General features: G+C 38.6%; 22 protein-coding genes. 16 read left to right on the forward strand and 6 right to left on the reverse strand.

What is annotated here, in order from left to right:
* Window positions 1-38: 38 nt before the first annotated feature.
* Window positions 39-902: an SPL family radical SAM protein gene (locus OMU_RS22330; protein WP_016182110.1), complete on the reverse strand. Its 864-nt coding sequence runs from the start codon at window positions 900-902 to the stop codon at window positions 39-41.
* Window positions 903-1046: 144 nt separating this feature from the next.
* Here OMU_RS22330 and OMU_RS22335 point away from each other — a divergent pair, with 144 nt between their 5' ends.
* The 4 genes from OMU_RS22335 to budA all read left to right on the forward strand — a co-directional run bounded on the left by OMU_RS22335 (window position 1047) and on the right by budA (window position 5046).
* Window positions 1047-1895 carry a MerR family transcriptional regulator gene (locus OMU_RS22335; RefSeq protein WP_225844257.1) on the forward strand — a complete coding sequence of 283 codons (849 nt, stop codon included), beginning with the start codon at window positions 1047-1049 and terminating at the stop codon, window positions 1893-1895.
* A 35-nt stretch (window positions 1896-1930) separates the two neighbouring features.
* Window positions 1931-2395 (forward strand): tRNA (N6-threonylcarbamoyladenosine(37)-N6)-methyltransferase TrmO, encoded by a 465-nt coding sequence (gene tsaA / locus OMU_RS22340; protein ID WP_016182112.1) that lies wholly within the window; start codon window positions 1931-1933, stop codon window positions 2393-2395.
* Window positions 2396-2630: 235 nt separating this feature from the next.
* Window positions 2631-4283, forward strand: a complete 1653-nt coding sequence (gene alsS / locus OMU_RS22345) for an acetolactate synthase AlsS (RefSeq protein ID WP_016182113.1) — start codon at window positions 2631-2633, stop codon at window positions 4281-4283.
* Between the two features lie 49 nt (window positions 4284-4332).
* On the forward strand, window positions 4333-5046 hold the full coding sequence (gene budA / locus OMU_RS22350; protein WP_016182114.1) for an acetolactate decarboxylase: 714 nt from the start codon (window positions 4333-4335) through the stop codon (window positions 5044-5046).
* A 73-nt stretch (window positions 5047-5119) separates the two neighbouring features.
* Here budA and OMU_RS22355 read toward each other — a convergent pair whose 3' ends face one another.
* Both OMU_RS22355 and OMU_RS22360 read right to left on the reverse strand, forming a co-directional pair.
* Window positions 5120-5836, reverse strand: coding sequence for a DNA alkylation repair protein (locus tag OMU_RS22355; RefSeq protein WP_225844258.1), 717 nt, complete (start codon window positions 5834-5836; stop codon window positions 5120-5122).
* An 81-nt stretch (window positions 5837-5917) separates the two neighbouring features.
* A complete protein-coding gene (locus OMU_RS22360) occupies window positions 5918-7327 on the reverse strand; it encodes a peptidoglycan DD-metalloendopeptidase family protein (RefSeq protein WP_016182116.1) in 1410 nt (469 codons plus the stop codon).
* Between the two features lie 322 nt (window positions 7328-7649).
* Between OMU_RS22360 and OMU_RS22365 the strand changes: the two genes are divergently transcribed.
* Window positions 7650-8126 (forward strand): GAF domain-containing protein, encoded by a 477-nt coding sequence (locus tag OMU_RS22365; RefSeq protein ID WP_016182117.1) that lies wholly within the window; start codon window positions 7650-7652, stop codon window positions 8124-8126.
* A gap of 118 nt (window positions 8127-8244) precedes the next feature.
* The gene (locus OMU_RS22370; protein WP_016182118.1) at window positions 8245-8472 is read left to right on the forward strand and encodes a hypothetical protein; all 228 of its coding nucleotides are present in this window, start codon (window positions 8245-8247) and stop codon (window positions 8470-8472) included.
* A 212-nt stretch (window positions 8473-8684) separates the two neighbouring features.
* Here the strand turns inward: OMU_RS22370 and icd are convergent, their stop codons facing one another.
* Window positions 8685-9920 (reverse strand): NADP-dependent isocitrate dehydrogenase, encoded by a 1236-nt coding sequence (icd, locus tag OMU_RS22375; RefSeq protein WP_016182119.1) that lies wholly within the window; start codon window positions 9918-9920, stop codon window positions 8685-8687.
* Complete coding sequence (gene acnA / locus OMU_RS22380) at window positions 9920-12571, reverse strand: aconitate hydratase AcnA (RefSeq protein ID WP_016182120.1); 2652 nt, start codon at window positions 12569-12571, stop codon at window positions 9920-9922. Before acnA ends, icd begins: the two co-directional genes overlap by 1 nt.
* A gap of 187 nt (window positions 12572-12758) precedes the next feature.
* On the opposite strand from acnA, the gene OMU_RS22385 reads away from it, so the two are divergent.
* Window positions 12759-14084: a citrate/2-methylcitrate synthase gene (locus OMU_RS22385; protein WP_369905946.1), complete on the forward strand. Its 1326-nt coding sequence runs from the start codon at window positions 12759-12761 to the stop codon at window positions 14082-14084.
* 36 nt (window positions 14085-14120) lie between these two features.
* Here OMU_RS22385 and OMU_RS22390 read toward each other — a convergent pair whose 3' ends face one another.
* A complete protein-coding gene (locus OMU_RS22390; RefSeq protein WP_016182122.1) occupies window positions 14121-14909 on the reverse strand; it encodes a Cof-type HAD-IIB family hydrolase in 789 nt (262 codons plus the stop codon).
* A gap of 161 nt (window positions 14910-15070) precedes the next feature.
* On the opposite strand from OMU_RS22390, the gene OMU_RS22395 reads away from it, so the two are divergent.
* The 9 genes from OMU_RS22395 to hxlB all read left to right on the forward strand — a co-directional run bounded on the left by OMU_RS22395 (window position 15071) and on the right by hxlB (window position 21905).
* Complete coding sequence (locus OMU_RS22395; RefSeq protein ID WP_016182123.1) at window positions 15071-15601, forward strand: P-loop nucleotide/nucleoside kinase family protein; 531 nt, start codon at window positions 15071-15073, stop codon at window positions 15599-15601.
* Window positions 15582-16157: a transglutaminase-like domain-containing protein gene (locus tag OMU_RS22400; RefSeq protein ID WP_016182124.1), complete on the forward strand. Its 576-nt coding sequence runs from the start codon at window positions 15582-15584 to the stop codon at window positions 16155-16157. Before OMU_RS22395 ends, OMU_RS22400 begins: the two co-directional genes overlap by 20 nt.
* 105 nt (window positions 16158-16262) lie before the next feature.
* Window positions 16263-17249 carry a LacI family DNA-binding transcriptional regulator gene (locus tag OMU_RS22405; RefSeq protein ID WP_016182125.1) on the forward strand — a complete coding sequence of 329 codons (987 nt, stop codon included), beginning with the start codon at window positions 16263-16265 and terminating at the stop codon, window positions 17247-17249.
* Between the two features lie 185 nt (window positions 17250-17434).
* Window positions 17435-18172, forward strand: a complete 738-nt coding sequence (locus OMU_RS22410) for a sugar phosphate isomerase/epimerase family protein (protein WP_016182126.1) — start codon at window positions 17435-17437, stop codon at window positions 18170-18172.
* Complete coding sequence (locus OMU_RS22415) at window positions 18172-18417, forward strand: hypothetical protein (RefSeq protein WP_016182127.1); 246 nt, start codon at window positions 18172-18174, stop codon at window positions 18415-18417. Before OMU_RS22410 ends, OMU_RS22415 begins: the two co-directional genes overlap by 1 nt.
* A gap of 13 nt (window positions 18418-18430) precedes the next feature.
* A complete protein-coding gene (locus tag OMU_RS22420) occupies window positions 18431-19702 on the forward strand; it encodes a hypothetical protein (RefSeq protein ID WP_016182128.1) in 1272 nt (423 codons plus the stop codon).
* A gap of 78 nt (window positions 19703-19780) precedes the next feature.
* The gene (locus tag OMU_RS22425) at window positions 19781-20743 is read left to right on the forward strand and encodes a sugar kinase (RefSeq protein WP_016182129.1); all 963 of its coding nucleotides are present in this window, start codon (window positions 19781-19783) and stop codon (window positions 20741-20743) included.
* Window positions 20740-21366 (forward strand): orotidine 5'-phosphate decarboxylase / HUMPS family protein, encoded by a 627-nt coding sequence (locus OMU_RS22430; RefSeq protein ID WP_016182130.1) that lies wholly within the window; start codon window positions 20740-20742, stop codon window positions 21364-21366. The genes OMU_RS22425 and OMU_RS22430 overlap by 4 nt, the downstream gene beginning before the upstream one ends.
* Window positions 21363-21905 (forward strand): 6-phospho-3-hexuloisomerase, encoded by a 543-nt coding sequence (gene hxlB / locus OMU_RS22435; protein WP_016182131.1) that lies wholly within the window; start codon window positions 21363-21365, stop codon window positions 21903-21905. Before OMU_RS22430 ends, hxlB begins: the two co-directional genes overlap by 4 nt.
* Window positions 21906-21909 lie beyond the last annotated feature (4 nt).

Raw genomic sequence — 21909 nt, forward strand, 5'->3', positions numbered from 1 at the left:
TGAAACGAGTTTCATAGCAAGCGTTTTAGCTTATTTTTCTAAAATAGTGAAAGCTGTTCACGTTTATCTTCAAATTCATGTAAATATCCGAAAACTTCCTCTGTTCGCCAAAGGATATTGTGTTTTTGACAGGTTTCGATGAAAATGCTCATTAACCGATCATTATTAGGACTGTTACATACGTAATTATCACCAAAAGCAAATTGATACTTTTTCTTCATTCCTGGAAAGTGCTTATCTAGTTGATCGTAGAAATATTCACGATTTCCTGAACGCATGGTTACCCCAAAACCAAAACAAAGAATCCCCTTGACTCCGGCTTGAACACAATAATCTAAAATACCGCGAATATTTTCTTCGCTGTCGTTAATAAAAGGCAAAATAGGGGAGAGCCAAACAAGAGTTGGTACGCCGACCTCTTTAAACCTCAGCAAAGTTTCATATCGCTCTTTAGTAGTAGAAACATAAGGCTCTAAGATTTTGCATATCTCTTCATCATAAGTTGTCAGAGTCATTTCAACAACGGCTTTGGTTTTTTGATTAATTGATGTTAATAATTCGAGATCCCGTAAAATTCGTGCAGATTTCGTTTGGATTGCTACACCAAATTCATACTTGTCGATCAATTCCAAAGCTCCACGTGTCATTTTTAATCGAGGCTCTAATTGAATGTAAGGATCGGTCATTGCTCCGGTACCAATCATACAGGGTTTTCGCCGTCTTTGCAGCTCATGTTCGAAAATCTCTAATGCATTCGCTTTTACTTCAATGTCCTCGAAGGGATGATTGATTTGGTAGCAGTCACTGCGGCTATCGCAATAAATGCAGCCATGTGTACAGCCGCGAAAGAGATTCAAGCCGTTTTTTGCTGATAAAATCGTTTTATATTCCTTATAATGCATTGTACACCATCCATTCTAATTTGCTTTTGCCTGAGCATTTTTTCCTGAATTTACAAGAACAAAAGAAGAACAAGAGTTCGTATCTATTATCCCATAAATTTTTGCTGATAACAATCTTAAGTATCGGTATAATGAGCAATGGAGGTGTTTTTATTGCTGAAAATTGGTGAGTTTTCCCAGCTTGGTCAGGTGTCGATTCGAACCTTGCGTCATTATGATGAGATCGATCTGCTTCATCCGCAAGTAGTTGATGAAGAATCAGGTTATCGTTATTACTCAGTAAAACAATTAGAAGTTTTAGCCCAGATTGTGTTACTGAGGGAGCTAAAGTTTTCTTTGAAAGAAATCAAAAGCTTGATTCAACAAGATCCGAAGATTTTTACCGCAGCTTTATTAAAAAAAGATCGTGAAATTGAAAAAGAAATCCAACGTGATCAATTTCGTCAGCAGCAAATCCATCAAATGATTCAACGGATGCAGCATAAAGGAAAATACCAAGTGTCGATCAAGAAAATTCCAGCTTTCTCCATCGTCAGTTTGAGAAAGAGAATTAAGAGCTTTTATCATGAAGGATTACTTTGGAAAGAGTTTATGTCTCTGTTAAAAAAACAAGGAATTGCTTTTCCGACTAGCCCTGATGAGAATTTAACAATTTTTCATGATAAGGAATATCTGGAGGAAGGCGTAGATGTTGAGGTAGCGATTATTTCAGATATCGTAGCAGAGGCACCACTGAAAATGCGAGAGCTTCCTGCACTGGAGCATGCGGCAATCATGTATGTCGAAGGAAATTACCATCAGCTTCCAGAAGCTTATCAAGCATTTGCTAAGTGGCTGGAGGAACATCCTGAATTCAGCATGGTAAAAGCCACGCGACAAATTTGTCATGTGGGTCCAGAACATACAGAAAATCCTGAGGAATACCTGACTGAGTTACAAATTCCATTAATTTCCTTGACTCTCACGCAACGTGAGGATTTATCTTCTAATTAGAGGTCGCGACTCAAAAAATAATTGGGGGAATCAACATGGAAATTAAAGAAATCGGCAAAGTGAAACAAACGGATGCAGGTGTTTATTTAGAGTTATTGCCAGAGTATCAAGACGGATTAATCGGTTTGGATGATTTTAGTCATTTGTATGTTTTGTATTGGTTCCATCATTTAGATATACCTGAACTTAGAGGAACAACGGTCAGCAAGCCCTATACAAACGGACCAGAAGAACTGGGAACCTTTGCTACAAGAGGTCCGGTTAGACCAAATCCAATCGCGCTGTCGGCAGCAAAAATTACCAGTATCCAAGGTAACAAAGTGTATCTTGAATATCTGGATGCAGAGGATAACAGTCCAATTTTAGATATCAAGCCTTATACAGCAAGCTTTGACGTATTAGAAACCTTTCAAGGGCCTGAGTGGTGCGCACATTGGCCGCAATCCTTTGAACGCTCGGGAAATTTTGACTGGGGAGCAGAATTCAATTTTTCTGAATAGGGTAGAAGCTTTTTTAAAAAATATTTTCACTTTAACAAACGAACGATGATGCTTGTCTTTTTGAATGAGCATGATCGTTCATTTTTCGTTTTCAAACAAAAAAATCAAGAATAATGAAAATTTCAGTGCTTTTCTGATAAAACAACTTCTGTTGATGTTTCATTGTTGATAAATAAATGAAATGGTGCTATATTATCAAATATAATTGATACAGATTTTAAGGAGATGTAATACAGTGAGTAAGAAGGGTTCAGAAATCATTGTAAGTAGTTTAGAAAATCATAATGTTCCATTTATTTTTGGGATTCCTGGTGCCAAGATTGATGGCGTCTTTGATACATTAGAGGATCACGGACCACAACTAATTTTAGCTCGTCATGAACAAAACGCAGCGTTTATGGCTCAAGCAATTGGTCGTTTGACTGGAGAACCGGGGGTTGTGATCGCCACCAGCGGCCCTGGAGCAAGTAATTTAGCAACAGGTTTAGTTACCGCAACAGCTGAAGGAGATCCAGTTTTAGCTTTAGCCGGACAGGTAAAACGTTCTGACCTTTCAAAGTTGACTCATCAAAGTATGGATAATGCAGCACTGTTTGCACCTATCACAAAATATAGTTCTGAGATTCAAGATCCAGAAACCTTATCAGAAAATATTGCGAATGCGTTTCGAATTGCAAAAACAGCTAAAAAGGGTGCTAGTTTTCTCTCTATTCCTCAAGATGTAACGGATGGGGAAGTGCAAGGAGAAGCGATTAAGCCACTATCTGCTCCGATTTTAGGTGCGGCCTCAGAGGAAGATATTGCGGACTTAACTAAACGAATTCGTGATGCAAAATTACCAACATTATTAGTCGGTATGCGAGCATCCGGAAAAAAAGAAACAGCTGCGATTCGGAAGTTGGTTGAAAAAACTGGTTTACCAGTCGTTGAAACCTTCCAAGGGGCGGGAATTATTTCACGAGAGTTAGAGAATCATTTCTTTGGCCGCGTTGGACTATTTCGCAATCAACCAGGAGATATGCTGCTGAAGCGTAGTGATTTAGTCCTAGCAATTGGCTATGACCCAATCGAGTATGAAGCAAGAAACTGGAATGCAGAGAAAGATGCACGTATTGTAGTAATTGATGAAGTCCCTATGGAAATCGATCAATACATGCAGCCAGAAGCTGAGTTAATTGGCAGCATCGCCAAAACGATTGAAAAATTGAGTGATTCGATTGATAGTTACCAATTATCAACGGATGCTGATCATTATTTATCGACATTGCAAGATAAACTAACAAACGGCAGACATAAAAGTGAAACGGCAGAAGGTCGCGTCCATCCCTTAGAAGTCATTGATACACTGCAACAAAATGTAACAGATGAAATGACTGTAACCGTGGATGTCGGTAGTCACTATATTTGGATGGCTCGTCACTTTCGTAGCTATGAACCACGTCATCTGCTATTCAGTAACGGGATGCAAACATTAGGGGTAGCTTTGCCATGGGCAATTTCTTCTGCACTAGTACGTCCAAATACTCAAATATTCTCAGTTTCCGGAGATGGCGGCTTCTTATTCTCAGCGCAAGAATTAGAAACAGCTGTTCGCTTGAAGCAAAAAATTATCCACTTAATTTGGAATGATGGTAGCTACAACATGGTTGAATTTCAGGAAGAAATGAAATACGATCGTTCTTCAGGTGTACATTTTGGGCCTGTGGATTTTGTGAAATATGCAGAGGCTTTTGGAGCAAAAGGATTACGTGCAACATCAAAAGCAGAATTAGAAACAGCCATTCAAGAGGGGCTAGCCACAGAAGGGCCGGTAATCATCGATATTCCGATTGATTATTCAGATAATAAGGAATTAGGTAAAACAATTTTACCTGATCAATTCTATTAGACCTTCTTAGTGAATATCTGTGAAATAAAACAAAAGAAGGGGATTACTCATGACAGTGAAAACAAAAAGCTATATCTATCAGCATGGAACACTGGGTGGTTTGATGCAAGATTTAATGGATGGAACCGAAAAAATCGGTACTTTATCAAATTACGGTGATTTTGGTTTGGGAACATTAGAAGGCTCCAACGGTGAAGTCATTTTCCTAGATGGTGTCATTTACCACGCTGATGAAACAGGAAAAATCAATCAATTAGTTGGTGATGAGTTAACACCTTATGCAGCAGTCACTAATTTTGAATCAGATGAACGATTTACTTTAATGAACGTTTCTGATGATGTTGTAAAAGAGGACATTTTAGAAAAAATCAGCCACAATTTATTTGCGGCTGTCAAAATAAATGGCAAGTTTAAACATATGCATGTGCGGGTCGCGCCAAAACAAGAAAAACCATATCCGCGTTTCGTTGAAATTGCGCGCAATCAACCAGAATTTGAGGCCGATAATATTTCTGGAACGATTGTCGGTTTCTTTACACCAAGATTATTTCACGGTGCCGCTGCTGCTGGATTCCATTTACATTTCATTAGCGATGATCGGAAATTTGGCGGTCACGTATTGGACTTTAAGTTGTCAGATGGAACGGTTGATCTTATGGAATTAGCCGAATTCCGACAACATTTTCCAACCGAGAATGCAGATTATCTCTCAAATGAGATCAAATTGGACGAAATCTCAAAAGATATTGAAGAAGCAGAATAGTAAAAAGTCAGAAGCAAAAAAATGATATGCTACCCTTGTTTAGGGAGAGCATATCATTTTGCTTCTGTCTTTTTTACGCATTCTTTCCCATTTTCGATTTTGCTGAGATCAGGCGAGAGCGACCAGGGGCTTGAACTAAAACGGTCAATTCTTTCAGGGCATCCTTAGCGATCCACTGCTGTGGTTTAGATGTTTGTCTTTGCATTGTCTCGGCAGTATTAATCGCTAACTCTTTGGCTTCTAAATTGGTTTTGCCAAGTTCTCTCAAAGCCCAAGAGGCGGCCTTTTTCACTAACAAACGTTCATCATCTGAATAGCTCTCAATCAACTCTAAATAGTTTTTTATTTCAGCGATTGTAAGGGAGGCATGTGTTGAGGTGCTTGCAATCAATGTAAAAGCCGCTCGTTTGAAATACAATTTGTCAGAATTTATCCAACTTTGAATGAAATGATCGAAGTCTTTTTGTTTAATCAGAATATTTTTACACAACAAATCACAGAGATCCCAAGAAATGATGCCATCCATTAAATAGTTGATGTCTTGATCATTACAGTCTTTAGGCTTTAGTGCTAACACGGTAAGTATTCTACATTCATGGTAATTGGTTTGCCATAGCTGCATTAAGAAATCTTTTTCTTTTGGAATTTTTCGAGCGAACTTACGTAATTCAGCAGTTGAAACCCCAAGTGTTTGTTCAGCCGGAATTCCGAGTTTGATGATATTCTTCCTAAATTTCTCTGATGCCGCTTCTTTTAAATAAATCAGAATCTCATCAATCGTCATATTCATCACCTTTTTCCATAAAATAAAAAATGCAGAACAATGATCAGAGATATTCTGATTGTTGTTCTGCATTTTTTGAATCGTTTATTAAATTCCTAATAGTGAGGCAGGGTTTACAAAGCCTGACCATAACGCTGTTGAAACCCCAAAGTGTAAATGAACGCCTGTTGAATTACCCGTTGTTCCCATACCGCCTAATACTTGACCAGCACTGACTGATGAACCAACACCAACACTTGGTGCAGAAACCATGTGCATGTAGTAAGAGTAGTAGCCATCTGGATGCTGAATCACTACATGATTCCCAGCTGACCAATGGAAACCAGCTTCAACGACTGTTCCACCTTTAGAAGCCATGATTGGAGTGCCGGCAGAACCAGCAAAATCAATGCCGTCGTGTTGTGTACCAGATGCGCCTGTTGGATCTTGGCGTGGACCAAATGGACTTGTAACGACTAACCCAATTGATAATGGAGAGGCCCAACCACTGCTAGTAGCCGCAGGCTTAGAGGTATTCGATGTTGAGGTCGTCGGATTGGTTGTCACCTGACTAGCACCTGCATCGGTAACTGTTTGAGCCTGTTCCTGTTGCTGTTTCGCTTCTTGTTCTTGTTTTTGAGCTTCTAACTGAGCAATTTCCGCTTCTTGTTTTTGCTTGGCTGTTTCAGCCTCAGCAGCCTGTTTCTCCGCTTCTTCTGCTGCTTCTTGAGCTTCTTCTGCCGCTTTCTTCGCTTGTTTTTCTGCTTCAGCTTGTGCTTTTTCACGAGCTTCTTCTTCTTTTTTGCGTTGTTCCTCTAAAGCTTTCAAAGCCGCTTGACGTTTCTTTTCGGCATCTTCTTTTTGTTTTTCAAATTTATCTTTTTGATCTTTTTCAGTCGCGATACTTGCTTGGATTTCATTAATTTTCACTTGCTGATCCAATTTTGTTTGAACTAATTGCTCTTGTTTGGCTTTTAGTTCCGTTGTTTTCTTGTTGATCACTTGAAGACGTTGTTCGGCTTCTTTTTCAAGCTTTTCAAGCTCAGCTTTATCTTTGGTTTGTTGTTCCATAATGTTTTTGCTTGCTGTTAAGATAGTAGAGACAGCCATTGTCTTTTTAACCGCTTCACCAAGTGATTTAGAATTGATCACTGCATCAACGATTGAACCAGAATCCTGTTTCGTTTGAACATCGCGAGCTTGATTTCTGATTTGTTCTTCCCGTTTTTGAATTTTTTCTTGAAGGGTAGCAATCTTTGCTGTTAAATCGCTTAATTTCTTTTCCTCATTTGTCTTTTCTTTTAAAACAGCATTCACTTCTTGTTCCACGGCAGCAACTTGCTGCTCTAATGCTGCTTTTTGATCCTCAGCAGATTGCTCAGTTTGTTGTAAATCAGAGATTTTTTTATCTTGATCAGCAATTTTTTGATCGTACTCATCTGCTAATGCGCTTAATGGGGTAGTGGTTAGTGTTAAGGCACATAAAGTTAGTGCCGTATATTTTTTCAACTTAATCAATGGATTCCCTCACTTTTTTCAGCTTTCGGGTTCAATTATATAAGAAACTATGAAGAAAAAGTTTAAAGTATTTGAATTTTTATGTAACCGTATAGATTGTAACGATAATGAAATATTTCAACGAGGAATTAATCGTGAAAACGCTTGACAAGCCGCTCTTTTAATGATTTGAATACTATTTTTGTCTGTGATCACTTATATTTTAATCAATGGAGAATTTCAAAGAGTTACGGTAGAATAAACCGAAAGTTATTAATACTCTATATACTCAATCTGGAGAAATTGATACACTTATTACGTATTTAAATTGGGAGGAATCCGCATGGGTTGGAAAAATCAAGAAGCAAAAGAAGAGGCTTATAAATTAATGTTGATGCAACAAAAAGCATTATTAGAAGGTGAAACGGATTTGATAGCTAATTTGGCTAATTCATCTGCCTTATTAAATCAGACATTACAAGAGACAGTTTTTGCAGGGTATTACCTTTTTAGAAACGATGAATTAATCTTGGGCCCATTTCAAGGAAATGTTTCGTGTGTTCATATCGCAATGGGGAAAGGTGTATGTGGGGAAGCGGCTGAGAAAAACCAAACATTAATTGTCGAAAATGTACTGGAGCACAAAAATTATATTGCTTGTGATTCAGCCGCACGATCAGAAATTGTTGTTCCAATGAAGAAGGGGGAACAATTGATAGGCGTATTGGATTTAGATAGTTCCGAGATAGCTATGTACGATCAAATTGATCAATTTTACTTGGAACAATACGTCTCATTATTACTGGAAAATTTGAACTAAAATTTTTAATTTTTATCTAAAAAGATGGTTATTTGATAAATAACACCCTTAATGTGGTATTTTACTTCGCTTAATGCTACTATATAAGTGTAGTATAAAACATTAATGAGGTGGTTGAATGAATAAAGAAGCGATTATTGTTGGAGAAAGCTATGAATGCCGTAAAACTGATTTTGCTCGGCCGATCATCGGAGAAGTAATTCGTAAAGAAAATAATGGATGCATTGTGAACGTTGAACGTTTTTACGGATTGGATGCAGATAAGATTGACCAAGTAAATGGGCAAGTATTAATTAAATACAGTGAAGTAGCAGGAATTGTTTCCAAAGAATGTTTCTTTAGTTAACGGACCGTCCTGTTTAAAAAATCACTCCGAGAATATCTCTGAGTGATTTTTTGTGTCAATTTTTTAGGTAAATAAGATTTACAATTATTGAATAACATAGCCATATTTTTTAGTTTTTTTCAAAAAAATAGTTTTTGCTTATTAATTAAGAACTTAATGATTGGAATACGCACTTAAAATCCCATGGAAGGCTATTCCATGGGATTTACTAGTTAATTAGTTTTTTCAATTGTTTTGATTAGATACTCAGCAAACTCTGAAGTAGATAACTCTTCGATATCAATCATCTGTGCAAAATCGTGTGTCATCTGATTGTTCTGCAACGCTTTTTCAATGGCAGCCATAATTTTTTCGCTGGCCTCAAACCAGCCAAGATGATCCAACATCATTGATGCGGAGAGTAGTAATGAACAAGGATTAGCCCAGCCTTTACCAGCAATATCAGGTGCGGTTCCATGGGTAGCCTCAAAAATCGCATGTCCTGTTTTGTAATTGATATTTGCGCCTGGAGAAATGCCGATCCCGCCAACTTGTGCAGCTAAAGCATCAGAAATATAATCACCATTCAAGTTAGTTGTTGCGACTACTTGGTATTTTTCTGGATAAAGCAGAATTTGTTGCAGGAAGTTATCAGCAATTACGTCATCCACAATAATTTTCCCTGCATTTTTCGCTTTTTCTAATGCTTCATTCGCTTTTTCAGTACCGGATTCAGCAGTGATTTCTTTGTACTGATTCATCGTAAAAGCCTGAGGATAGTTCTTTTCAATTAAATCATAACCCCAATTTTTAAAGCCGCCTTCAGTAAATTTCATAATATTTCCCTTATGAACAAGGGTGACCCGTTTTTTTCCTTGCTGGATGGCGTAATCTAGAGCAGCCGCAATTAAACGCTCACTGCCTTCTTGAGAGATAGGTTTAATCCCTAACGAACTGGTGTCTGGAAAACGAACTTTAGTAACGGCTAATTGTTCTGCTAAAAAGTCTAAAAGCTGTTTGACCTCGGCAGAATTATTAGCAAACTCAATTCCAGCATAAACGTCCTCCGTATTTTCTCGAAAGATCGTCATATCCGTTTTTTCAGGTTCCTTTAAAGGTGAAGGAACCCCACTAAAATAGCGGACAGGTCTTACACAGGCGTATAGATCTAATTCTTGACGCAAGGTTACATTTAGAGAACGGAACCCTTCCCCGATTGGTGTTGTCAACGGTCCTTTAATAGCAATTTTATGTTGTTTGATTGCCTCTAATGTTTCATCGGGAAGCCAGGTACCTGTTTGGTTAAACGCTTTTTCACCCGCAAGAATCTCAAGCCATTCAATTTTTCGATCATTTGAGTAAGCAGAAGAAACGGCCGCATCAACAACCTTTTTTGTCGCCTGCCAAATTTCTGGTCCGATACCATCGCCCTCTATATATGGAATAATTGGAGTCAAAGTGTTCGTCATTATGCCTGCTCCTTTTGCATTTTTTTGTTTATCACTAGCGGTAAAATTCCCTGATTCTTCCAATAAGCAATATCAGCTTCGGAATCAAAGCGCAATTTTGCCTGGAAGTGGATATCCTTTTCACCACTGGCAGTCACATCAATGATTTGATTGATTGCCGGTTCCGTTGGAAATTCGAAGCTGTAGCTTTCCAAGCCAGTCAAACCAAGTGATTCAGCGGTTTCTCCAGGAAGGTATTCAAACGGAATCACGCCCATCATCACTAGGTTACTGCGATGGATTCGTTCGTAGCTTTCTGCTAAAACTGCTTTGACACCTAAAAGATTCGTTCCTTTAGCTGCCCAGTCTCGAGAAGAACCCATCCCGTAGTCTTTTCCTGTAAGAATCAATGTACCAATCTGTTCTTTTTGGTATTGCATTGCTGCATCGTAAATGGATAGCTCTTCACCAGTTGTCGCCAGTTTTGTGTACCCACCAGTTGTTTCCGGAGTTAATTGGTTTTGAATTCGAATATTTCCAAAAGTTCCCCGCATCATTACTTCGTGGTTGCCTCGTCTAGAACCAAAGGAATTGAAATCTTTATACGATAAACCGCGATCTTTCAAGTATTTACCAGCAGGAGATTGAAGGCCGATATTTCCGGCTGGAGAAATATGGTCAGTTGTTACAGAGTCACCAAATTTGGCTAAGACACGTAAATTGTTTAATGGATTTGTCTCGTCTGCTTCTTGTCCAAGATTTGTGAAGAACGGTGGATTGGCAATGTATGTTGATGCATCGTCCCACTCGTAACAATCACCCTCTGAGGTTTCGATCTGATTCCAGCGTTCATTGGATTGATAGACGTTCTTGTACGCCTTACGGAAATCATCTGGATTTAAGAAATCATTGATATAGTCATTCACTTCTTCTTGTGTAGGCCATAAATCTTTTAAATAAATGTCTTTACCAGCGACTGTAGCCAATGCTTCTTTTGTTAAATCCTTTTTAATCGTACCGGCTAGAGCGTAGGCGATCACTAAAGGAGGAGAGGCTAAGTAATTTGCCTTAATTAATGGATGAATCCGGCCTTCAAAATTTCTGTTCCCTGATAGAACTGCTGAAACTACCAGTTCACTATCTTTTAAGGTCGTTTCAATCTCCTCTGCTAAAGGACCAGAATTGCCGATACAAGTCGTACATCCATAACCAACGATATCAAATCCTAATTCAGCTAACGGCTCTAACAAGTTGCCTTTTTCTAAATATTGGGTCACAATTTTTGAGCCAGGCGCTAACGAAGTTTTAATTGTTTCTGGAACCTTCAATCCAAGGGATACAGCCTTTTTAGCCAGTAGGCCAGCAGCTACCATGACAGAAGGATTGCTCGTGTTGGTACAACTAGTGATTGCAGCCAAGGTTAAATCACCAGTTTCAATTGTATTGTTTGTTCCTTGGATAGTTACTCTGCGATCTATTTCATCAGAATCCAAACCAAATCCTTTAGGCCCACTTGGATTAGTTAAAGAAGTTTGGAAATTTTCTGCCACTTCTGCTAATTGAATCCGATCCTGTGGTCGTTTTGGACCTGCAACAGAAGATTGAACAATTGATAGATCTAATTGAATCACACGTGTATAGATAGGTGTTTCAGATCCATCGTAAAAGAGTTTATTTTGTTTCGCGTAGGCTTCAACTAACGCGATCTGTTCTTCTGAACGACCAGTTAAACGTAGATAGTTCAGTGTTTCTTCGTCGATTGGGCAGAAGCCGCAGGTTGCACCGTATTCAGGCGCCATATTAGCAATTGTTGCACGGTCAGAAAGACTTAAAGTTTTGTAACCAGTTCCGAAATACTCAACAAATTTACCAACAACTTTTTCATTACGTAAAAGTTCAGTTAGGTAAAGAGCTAAATCTGTTGCTGTTGCTCCTGGATTCAATGTGCCAGTCAGCTCTACCCCGATTACTTCAGGCGTTGGAAAATAGGAGGCTTCTCCTAAGATTGCAGCTTCAGCTTCAATACCGCCGACACCCCAACCAAGTACGCCTAGACCGTTGATCATCGTTGTATGAGAATCTGTCCCTTCTAATGAGTCAGGAAACAGCAGATTTTCATCATTCTTCAAAATGACATCAGATAAATATTCCAAATTGACTTGATGAATGATTCCTGTTTCTGGAGGAACAACTTCGAAATTGTCAAACGCTTGCTGCGCCCATTTTAGAAATTGATAACGTTCGTGATTTCGTTCAAATTCTTTCTCCGTGTTGTAAGCCAAGCTTTCTGAGGTGCCGGCACAATCGACTTGAACAGAATGATCTACAACTAAAGTTACCGGAATTTCCGGGTTAATGAGCTTTGGATCACCGCCAAGCTTTACGACAGCATCACGCATCGCAGCGAGATCAACCACTGCGGGGACACCTGTAAAGTCTTGTAGAACGACTCTTGATGGTCGAAAAGGTACCACTCCTGATGGTTGTTTCGCGTCAAAGGTGATCAAATTCTCTAAATCAGCGAGCTCCTGATGTCGTGCTAAGCTTTCTAAAAGTACTCGAATGCTGAATGGATAATCAGCGATATTTTTTTGATACGTATTGACAATAGCCGAAAGATCAAAGTATGTATAATGTTCGTTTTTGATAAAAAGTTCTTTTTTCCAATTCAATCCCAAATCCCTCCTAAGTACGTTATCGTTTAAAATCAGTTGGGTTTATTATACGAATAAAGAAAAAGAAAGTAAATGAAATTATTAAAAGTATTTCATTTTACGCCAATGGTGTTATAATGTTTCTTAACCCGATTGTTAAATTAAATAAGGTTAGGAGGACATAATGATGTTAGATTTGAACCAAATGGCCGAGGTATGCCGAAAAGAGGACTATTTAGATGCTTCTTTATATAAGAAACATAATGTAAAAAGAGGATTACGCGATCTAGACGGTAAGGGAGTTTTGGCTGGTTTGACCAATATCTCCACGATTCATCCGCAAATCATGTCCGGTGATAAGGTTATTTCCAAATATGGTGAATTGCGTTATCGCGGAATTGATATTAATGAATTGGTTAATGGCTTTGTTTCAGAAGAGCGTCTGGGCTTTGAAGAAGTGAGTTATCTGTTATTATTTGGTACTTTACCAACCGAAGTTGAACTAGCTGAATTTAAAGCTTTAATTGGCAAAAGACGAACACTTCCCACCAACTTTGTACGTGATGTTATTATGAAGGCGCCGTCACATAATATCATGAATATGATTTCTCGGAGTGTCCTAACATTGGGATGTTACGATGATAAAACGGATGATATCAGTATTGAGAATGTTTTAGATCAAAGTTTATCGTTGATCGCAACGTTTCCAATGATTGCTGTCTATTCTTACCATGCTTACAATCACTACAGTAAGGGCGATAGCATGTACATCCATCGTCCGGATGAAAACTTGAGTACTGCAGAGGCTATTTTGACAATGCTGCGTCCAGATAAAAAATATACCAGCCAAGAAGCCCAAACATTAGATATGGCATTGGTGTTACATATGGAACACGGCGGAGGGAACAACTCGACTTTCACAACTCGAGTCGTTACTTCTAGCGGCACAGATACTTATTCAACAATCGCAGCGGCCTTAGGCTCATTAAAGGGACCTAAGCATGGTGGGGCCAACATTAAGGTGACCCAAATGATGGAGGACTTAAAAGAGAACGTAAATGATTGTGAAGATGAGAACGAAATTCGAGATTATTTAGAAAAGATTTTAAATAAGGAAGCCTTTGATAAACAAGGACTAATCTACGGTATGGGTCATGCGATTTATGCTGAGTCTGATCCGCGGGCTGAAATTTTTAAAAGATATGTGGAAAAATTAGCGGCAGAAAAGGGATCTGAAGCCTCTGCTGAATTTAACTTATATCGTAAAGTGGAGCGTTTGGCCCCTGAAATCATTTCTGAAAGACGTAAAGTTTACAAGGGAGTCAGTGCCAATATTGATTTCTTTAGTGGTTTTGTTTATCACATGTTGGATTTACCCCAAGAATTGTATACACCGATGTTTGCGATCGCGCGAATCGTTGGTTGGTCAGCACACCGTATCGAAGAGCTGATTAATGTTCAAAAAATCATTCGGCCTGCTTATATGGAAGTTTCCGAAGACCGTGAATATCAAAATATTACTGAGCGCTAAAAACATCCGTCAGAATCTTCTTCTGGCGGATGTTTTCTATTCTGTAATCAATCCTAAGTCAACACAAGCTTTCCAAATACCATCGTCATTTACAGCAGTTGTCACATAAGCGGCTTTTTCTTTTAGAGCTGGCGCAGCATTTCCCATGGCAACAGGAAACCCTACAGCATCAAACATGGTAAAGTCATTTTCTTCATCACCGAAGGCTAGTGCTTGTTTGGCCGTGATCTTCATTGAGTCACAGATTTTATGAATTCCTTCTGCCTTTGTCCCAGTTTTCAAATGGATATTAGCCGCAACTGGAGCGACCTTTTCTGCGATAAGCGGGGAATCTATCCCTAATTTGAACTCTGTTTTCTCACTCCAAGGAACGATCAATTGGATGACATTTTTCGGGAGCGGATCTGTTTTTTTCAGCAAGGTCTTTTTAGAGGAAGGGTCTCCTATATATTGATTTGTCTCGAAGCAATACAATTCATGAGGAGTTTCGATTAAACATTCTATATTCAGCTTTTCTAAATGATCTAAGAGCTCTGCTAATAGCGGTTGAGGGATTACATTTTGATGAATCATTGTTCCTTGATAATGTACACAATTTCCATTGGATGAAATAATGCTGTCCACGCCTAATTTATCGGCCATTTCAGCTAAAGTACCATAATGCCGACCGGAAGCAATCACGGGTTCGATCTGGTTTTCTTTTAATCTGCGTAAAGCCAGCTTTGCAGAATCGGGAATTCGTTTTTCAAAGGACAAACCATGAGGTAAGTTGTTATCGGCCAGGGTACCATCAATATCAAAAAAAGCTACTCGATAATTTTTCATGCGAACACTCCTCGTAATATATTTCAGAGCTAGTAATTACTCTGTAAAAAATCGAAACTAAAACTTTAAATATTTTCTTTTACAATTAGTATAAAAGAAAGTTAAAGAAACATCAGCTCAAATTTTTAATCAGCAATGATTTAATGAAAGGAATGTGGAAAATGATTGTAATCATCACGGGAGCGACTCATACGGGTAAGACAGTTTTAGCACAAAGATTATTGGAGACCTATCATTATCCTTATTTGTCAATTGATCATCTGAAGATGGGCTTGATCCGAAGTGGCGAAATAGATTTAACTCCAGCGGATGATGAAGAACTTACATTTTATCTGTGGAATATTTTAAAAGAAATCATTAAAACAGCGATTGAAAACGAACAAAATTTAATCACTGAAGGCATATATGTTCCCTTTAATTGGAAACAGTCTTTTTCTGAAGAATATTTGGATCAGATTAGTTATTACTGTTTGATTATGACGAAAAACTATATTGAGACTCACTTTTCTGATATTAAAAAGTATGCAAATACCATTGAAAAAAGGCTGGATGATTCGGATTTGACGATGGAAGATTTGATTAAAACCAACAGTGAAAATCTAGCGATGTGTAAAAAATATGCCTGTAATTATTTATTGATTGATGAAACCTATAATTTTGAGGAGGACTTACATGAGAGTAGAATCAAATAAGCGTGAAGATTACTTACAGGATTTACCAGAGATATGTTTGTCTCACCCTTTACTGAAAAGATTAAGTCAGAAGCTCTTTAACAATACTAAAAATGAAATAGAAATCATTCAAAGAGCCTTTCTATATGTCAGAGATCAGATCGATCATTCTTGGGATATCCAAGCAGATGAGGTAACCAAAACTTCTGTCGAGGTACTGAGGAGTGGACACGGAATTTGTTATGCCAAGGCAAATCTGCTAACAGGATTATTGCGAAACGTGGGTATTCCTACAGGTTATTGCTATCAAAAGTTGCGGCTCTTTGATGATGAAGAAAAGCGCTATTGTATTCATGCGTTAAATGCTGTTTATTTCGAGATATTGGAAAAGTGGGTCAGGATTGATGCGCGGGGAAATAAACCGGGAATCAATGCTCAATTTTTTTTGGATAGAGAACAATTAGCCTTCGAACCCAATACCAATCTAGGTGAGCAAGATTACAATGTGATCTTTACAAGACCAAATAGAGAAACTATGCTTGTTTTGGATAAAAGCAAAGATGCATTGAGAATGTAAGGAAATGAACCGCCGGATTCGCTTTAGGAGAGAAGCTAAGTTGTTGTCTTTCCAATCGCTTGGAAATTCGCTACAATGATAAAAAAGATAGTTGGAGAAGACAAGATGAAGAAGATTACAATTAAAGAAGTTGCTGAAGAAGCGGGTGTTTCGAAAACAACGATCTCGCGCTTTTTAAATAAAAATTACGGTAATATGTCGAAGGAGACAAAAGAAAGAATCGCAGAGGTGATTGAACGCTTAAACTATCGGCCTAGCAAACAGGCCCAAGCGTTGAAATCAAAACATAGCTATTTGATTGGAGTCGTAGTAGCGGATATTTCTAATATGTTTTCTTCATTACTTTTGAAGGGAATCGGAGAGGTTTTAGAAAAAAGCGGGTATCAAATGATTATCATGGATGCGGCAAACTCAATCACTCAGGAAAAAGAACTATTGGAAAAGCTGTTAGATCAAAGTGTTGAAGGAATTATTTTACAGCCTTCTTCAAGACAATCGGCAAATTATACATTTATTTCAGAGCGTAACATTCCACTGCTATTGGTGGATAGGCAAACGGATCCAGTGCAATGGACCTCTGTGTTGACCAATAATCGTGCTGCGACAAGAGAGGTATTGGTAAAAGCGTTGGCAAAGGGCTATGAACAGGTAGTTGTCATCAGTGAACCGATTAAAGACGTCAGCACTCGACAATTACGCTACGAAACAGTCGATCAAGTGGTAAAGGAAGCAGGAAAGCAATGCCAACTGATCGAAATTAGTCAGGAAGAGCAAATCAGTGATAGTTTATCAACTATTCTTGAAGAGGATTTACAGACTTTGCTGTTTGCTTCCAACGGTCGAATGCTGATGGATGTCTTGACGTGGTTGATTCACCAAGAAATCGCCATTCCAGAAAAAGTAGGCGTGACTGGATTCGATGATTGGAATTTAACAGAACTTGTCGGTCCTGGAATCACCAGTGTGGAACAGCCTTCAAAAAAGATTGGTGAAGTTGTAGCCGAGCAATTATTGCAAAAAATGACGACGAAATCAGAAGAGGTTCAAGAAATAATCGTACCTTCAACTGTTCGTTGGCGGAAGTCAGTATAATCGAAGTTATTTTATAAAATAAATCTTAACAGATAAGCCTTGTTTGGAAACCGGTTACTAAACAAGGCTTATTTATTTTGCTGTAAGGCAGATGTTTTTTAATTTTGAAATCGTTGACATTTTTTGGAAACCGGTTTACTATACAAATATAGAAACCGGTTAACTAACTGAAAGGACGCGATTTTATGAGAGATAAAAAGCTTGTGCTTAATTTTTTAGTTTATGCAGATAGAGTAGCTAATGGTGCTTTACAAAGCGATTTATTACAGGAAATATCTGATTTAGGTTTTACCCAAGTTGAGATTCGGAGAGAGTACTTTAAAGATATTAAAAAAGAGATTCCTGTTATCCAATCAGAGGCAGAACGATTGGATTTGAAGTTATTTTACAGTGTTCCTGATGAGGTCTATGTGAATGGAGAACTCAATCCTAAGTTGCAACAATATTTGATTGAAGCTAAACAAATGAATGTTCAGCATATCAAATGGAATATTGGCGATTTTAATGGAGAACTTCATGAAAAAGAATTGAAAACGCTTGTTGATTCTGGAGTTGCTATCTCAATTGAAAATGATCAAACTCAAACTTCGGGAACGATTAGTGCTATCAATACTTTTATGAATGCTATTAAAAATACTGATTTATCAATTGGTTACGTTTATGACCTTGGTAACTGGCGGTTTGTTGGTGAGGATGAAATAAAAGCTGCAGAATTATTAAAAGACTATGTTCGCTATATTCATGTAAAGGATGTAGAAGTTGAAAAGGGACAGCCACAAGCAATAGGACTTGATCATGGTGATATTGATTGGCGTAAAGTTTTACAAATACTACCTCAGGATGTACCGGTTGCAATCGAGTATCCTACAACCGCAAATGACGAAATTTTAGAAGCCAAAGAATTATTGGAGAGTGAATTCTAATGACTGAACAACAAACAAAAATCGATCCAGAAACATTTGCTTATCATTTTATGGAAACGATTCATCGACCTGAAATAGATAAGGAAGATATGGAGGTAGCGGCAAAAGAAGCTTTAGCTGCTTATCTGACTGGTTATTATTTGATCCAAAAATTCAATCATTTGGAAAATGATTTCTTTGTTGAAGATCATGCAAAACCAATTTCAAAATACCAGCGCATCTTAAGTGAGCTAAACAAATATTAGGAGGTGAAGGAACATGGGTAGCGCGATAACAGGAATATTATTAGCCGTAACTTTCATTATTTTTGTACTCTATGCGATGAAGGGCGGTAACTTGACTGTTGGGTTCTTCGTAATGGCAATCTTATGGACGATCATCGGAATGGTGCCGTTTAACATAGCTGTAAAAGAAATCTTTACCGAGCCTGTTTTAAATTATGGAAAAACGGCTGCGTATATTATCTTTGGTTCCTGGTTTGGACGAGTGTTAGTTGATACTGGAATCGCAGGAAGTATTAGTCGTCGCACTGAAAAAGTCGGAAAGAAAAGTCCTGTCTTAGCCACTGTTTTGATCACTCTTGTAATCGCTTTAATCTTTACAAGCTCTTATGGAGTTGGATCGGCTATTGCGGTTGGAGTCATTCTGTTTCCAATTATGTTTTCGATTGGGGTACCAAAAAATATTGCTGTTTCCGTTTTTACGATTGCTATTGGTGCCGCAATGTATGTCAATAATGTGCTGTTTGTACAATTTCAAGTGTTCTTTCCGAAAGTAGCATGGGGCCCTCATTACCAACGCTTCGGTTTTGTGGCGATGGGTGTGCAAATGGTGATTCTGATACTGTTCATTTTGTTTAACGCGAAGAAAATTCGAAACGGCAAACCTGAAATTGTCGAAAGCGATTTGAAAGAAGAGGTAGTGGAAGTTCCGATTTGGACGTATGTATTGCCAGTTATGCCTGTAGCCTTAAGTATTTTTGCTAAATGGGACGCTGTACCAGCCCTTTTGCTTTCGACCATCATTGCTTTTGCTGCGACAGGTAATATGAAACGCTACAGCAAATTTGTGACGATGATGAATGAGACGGCTAAACATGCGATTAGCGATATTGCTGGTTTATTGATTATGTTGTTTGTCTTAACTATGTTTCAATCGGCAGCAGTGCATGCAATGTCAGGTTTTACGAGTGTCTTTCAAGAAGTCATACCAAGCAGCAAGCTTGTCTTAATTATTATCGTAGCGATTATCGCACCGCTTTCTTATTTCCGTGGCCCACTAATGCTCTATGGTGCTGGTGCTGCAACTGCAGCAATTTTAGTTGGAACGGGAATGTTTGACCAATATTTCTTATACGGTCTGTTAGTCGTACCATCTATGATGGGTGTCTCAGCTTGTATTACTCAATCATGGAATTTATGGTCTGTACAATATGCCGGTTTGGATACTAAAACGTTCTTAATGACAGGACTGCCATGGGCGTGGGCAGCAACTGTTTTGAATTTGATTGTTGCCTATATCTTACTTTAAAGGAAATCAATGAATTTTAGTTGCAAATTAGTTTTAATAGTAAGCTGTTAAAAAATAACTAAAAAAGGAGTAATTAACATGAGTGAGTTTTTAACTATTGGTGAGCCAATTGCATTGTTCGGATCTGAGGAAGTCGACAAATCCTTAAAGGATGCTTGTCATTTTCAAAAATTTTTAGCAGGAGCGGAGGTTAATGTCGCTGTCGGCGTTTCTCGTTTAGGTCATAGCAGTGAATACATTACACAAGTCGGGAAAGATCCCTTTGGCGAGTTTATTATTGATCGCCTGCATGAAAATAAAATTGGGACAGATTATATTTCTGAAACGGCTGACTTTTGGACAGCTTTTCAATTAAAGGATCGCGTTAGTCAAGGAGACCCAAGTATTTTTTACTTCCGCAAGGGTTCGGCTGCCGCCCATTTTGATCAAGAAATACTAGATAAAATTGACTTTTCAGAGGTGAAAATGGCCCACTTATCCGGAATTTTTCCAGCTATTTCAGCTGAGGCCCAAGAAGCCTTCCGCTATTTGATTCATTTATTAGAAAAGAACAATATCCGTACAACCTTTGATCCTAATCTTCGTCCGCAGCTTTGGGCGAGTCAGGAAGAGATGGTGGAAACGATCAATGATTTAGCATCACATGCTGAAATTGTCCTTCCAGGAATCAATGAGGGTGAAATTTTGATGGGCAGTCGTGATCCGGAAGCAATTGCTGACTTCTATTTGAACAATGGAGAAGTAACGAAAACAGTGATCGTCAAGTTAGGAACTGAAGGGGCTTATGTAAAACAAAAGGATGGTACTTCCTTTACTGTACCAGGGTTTAAAGTAGCGGAAGTTGTAGATACCGTCGGTGCTGGCGATGGCTTTGCAGTTGGGTTGATCACTGGCTTGATCGAAGGGAAATCTTTAAAACAAGCGGTTATTCGTGCTAATGCCATTGGGGCGATGGCAGTTCAATCCCCTGGAGATAACGATGGATATCCAACTCCGCAAGAATTAGAAGAATTTTTACAACAACAGGAAGTGGAAGCATGAGATTACAAGCAGCAATTGACCGTGTATCATTGGAAGAGGCGGTTGCGTTAGCCGAACAACTAGATGGTAAAACAGACATTTTAGAAATGGGAACCTCCTTAGTTAAGGATTATGGCAATCTAGCTATCGAGAAATTAAGAACAGTTTTGACCAAGACCGATTTACTTGTAGACAGTAAGACCATCGATGAAGGCGCGTATGAATTTAATCAAGCTTTTCGTCACGGTGGAGACATTGTAACTGTGATGGGCGCAGCCTCAATTGATACTTTGAATGTTTGCTATGAAGTCGCCGAAAAACAGAATAAAACAATGATGATCGATTTACTTGAAGTAACGGATGAAAAAATTAAAAAAATCCAGATATTTCCTAATGCTATCTATGCCTTGCATCACTCAGTTGATCGGAAAGATTCGTTTGATGCGACTGCAAGTGTCGAAGCTTTTCACCAAAAATTCCCCGAAATCAAACGCTTGGCGATCGCAGGCGGAATCGATTTGACACAGGCGGGGTTGTTAGCAGATCAAGGATTAATTGAAGTTGTCATTGTCGGATCAAAAATCACTAAAGCGGAAAACCCGCTGAAAGCAGTAAATGAATTCATGGGAGCTGTTCACAAATGAAAACAATCGAAACAATCATACAAGAAATCAATCAAGTAATGGAGCTAGTTGATGAAACGGAACTGGAACAGGCCTTGCCACTGTTTCAAAAAAATAAGCGAATCTTTGTAATTGGAGCGGGTCGCAGTGGATTTCAAGCGAAGGGCTTTGCGATGCGTTTGATGCATATCGGTTACACCGATTATGTAATGGGTGAAACGATCACTCCTTCGATTCAAAAAGGAGATACTTGGGTGGCTATTTCCGGATCAGGTACCACTAAAGGAATTGTTTCAGATACCGAAACAGCAAAAAAAATGGGACTTGATATTGTTGTGTTAACGAGTGCCAAAGAGTCTCCATTAGCCAAGCTTGCTGACAAAGTTATTGTGGTACCTGGCGCAACAAAGACTGGTGCTGGAGTAAAATCTGTTCAGTTATTATCAAGTTTATTTGACCAGACAGTGCACATCACCTTGGATGCCTTAACCTTGAAGCTTGCTCAGCGTGATCAAACTTCCAATGAAGATGCTCTTCATGAGCATGTCAATGTAGAGTAGGTGA

It is taken from the genome of Enterococcus avium ATCC 14025 (assembly GCF_000406965.1).
GTDB classification, from domain to species: Bacteria; Bacillota; Bacilli; order Lactobacillales; family Enterococcaceae; genus Enterococcus_A; species Enterococcus_A avium.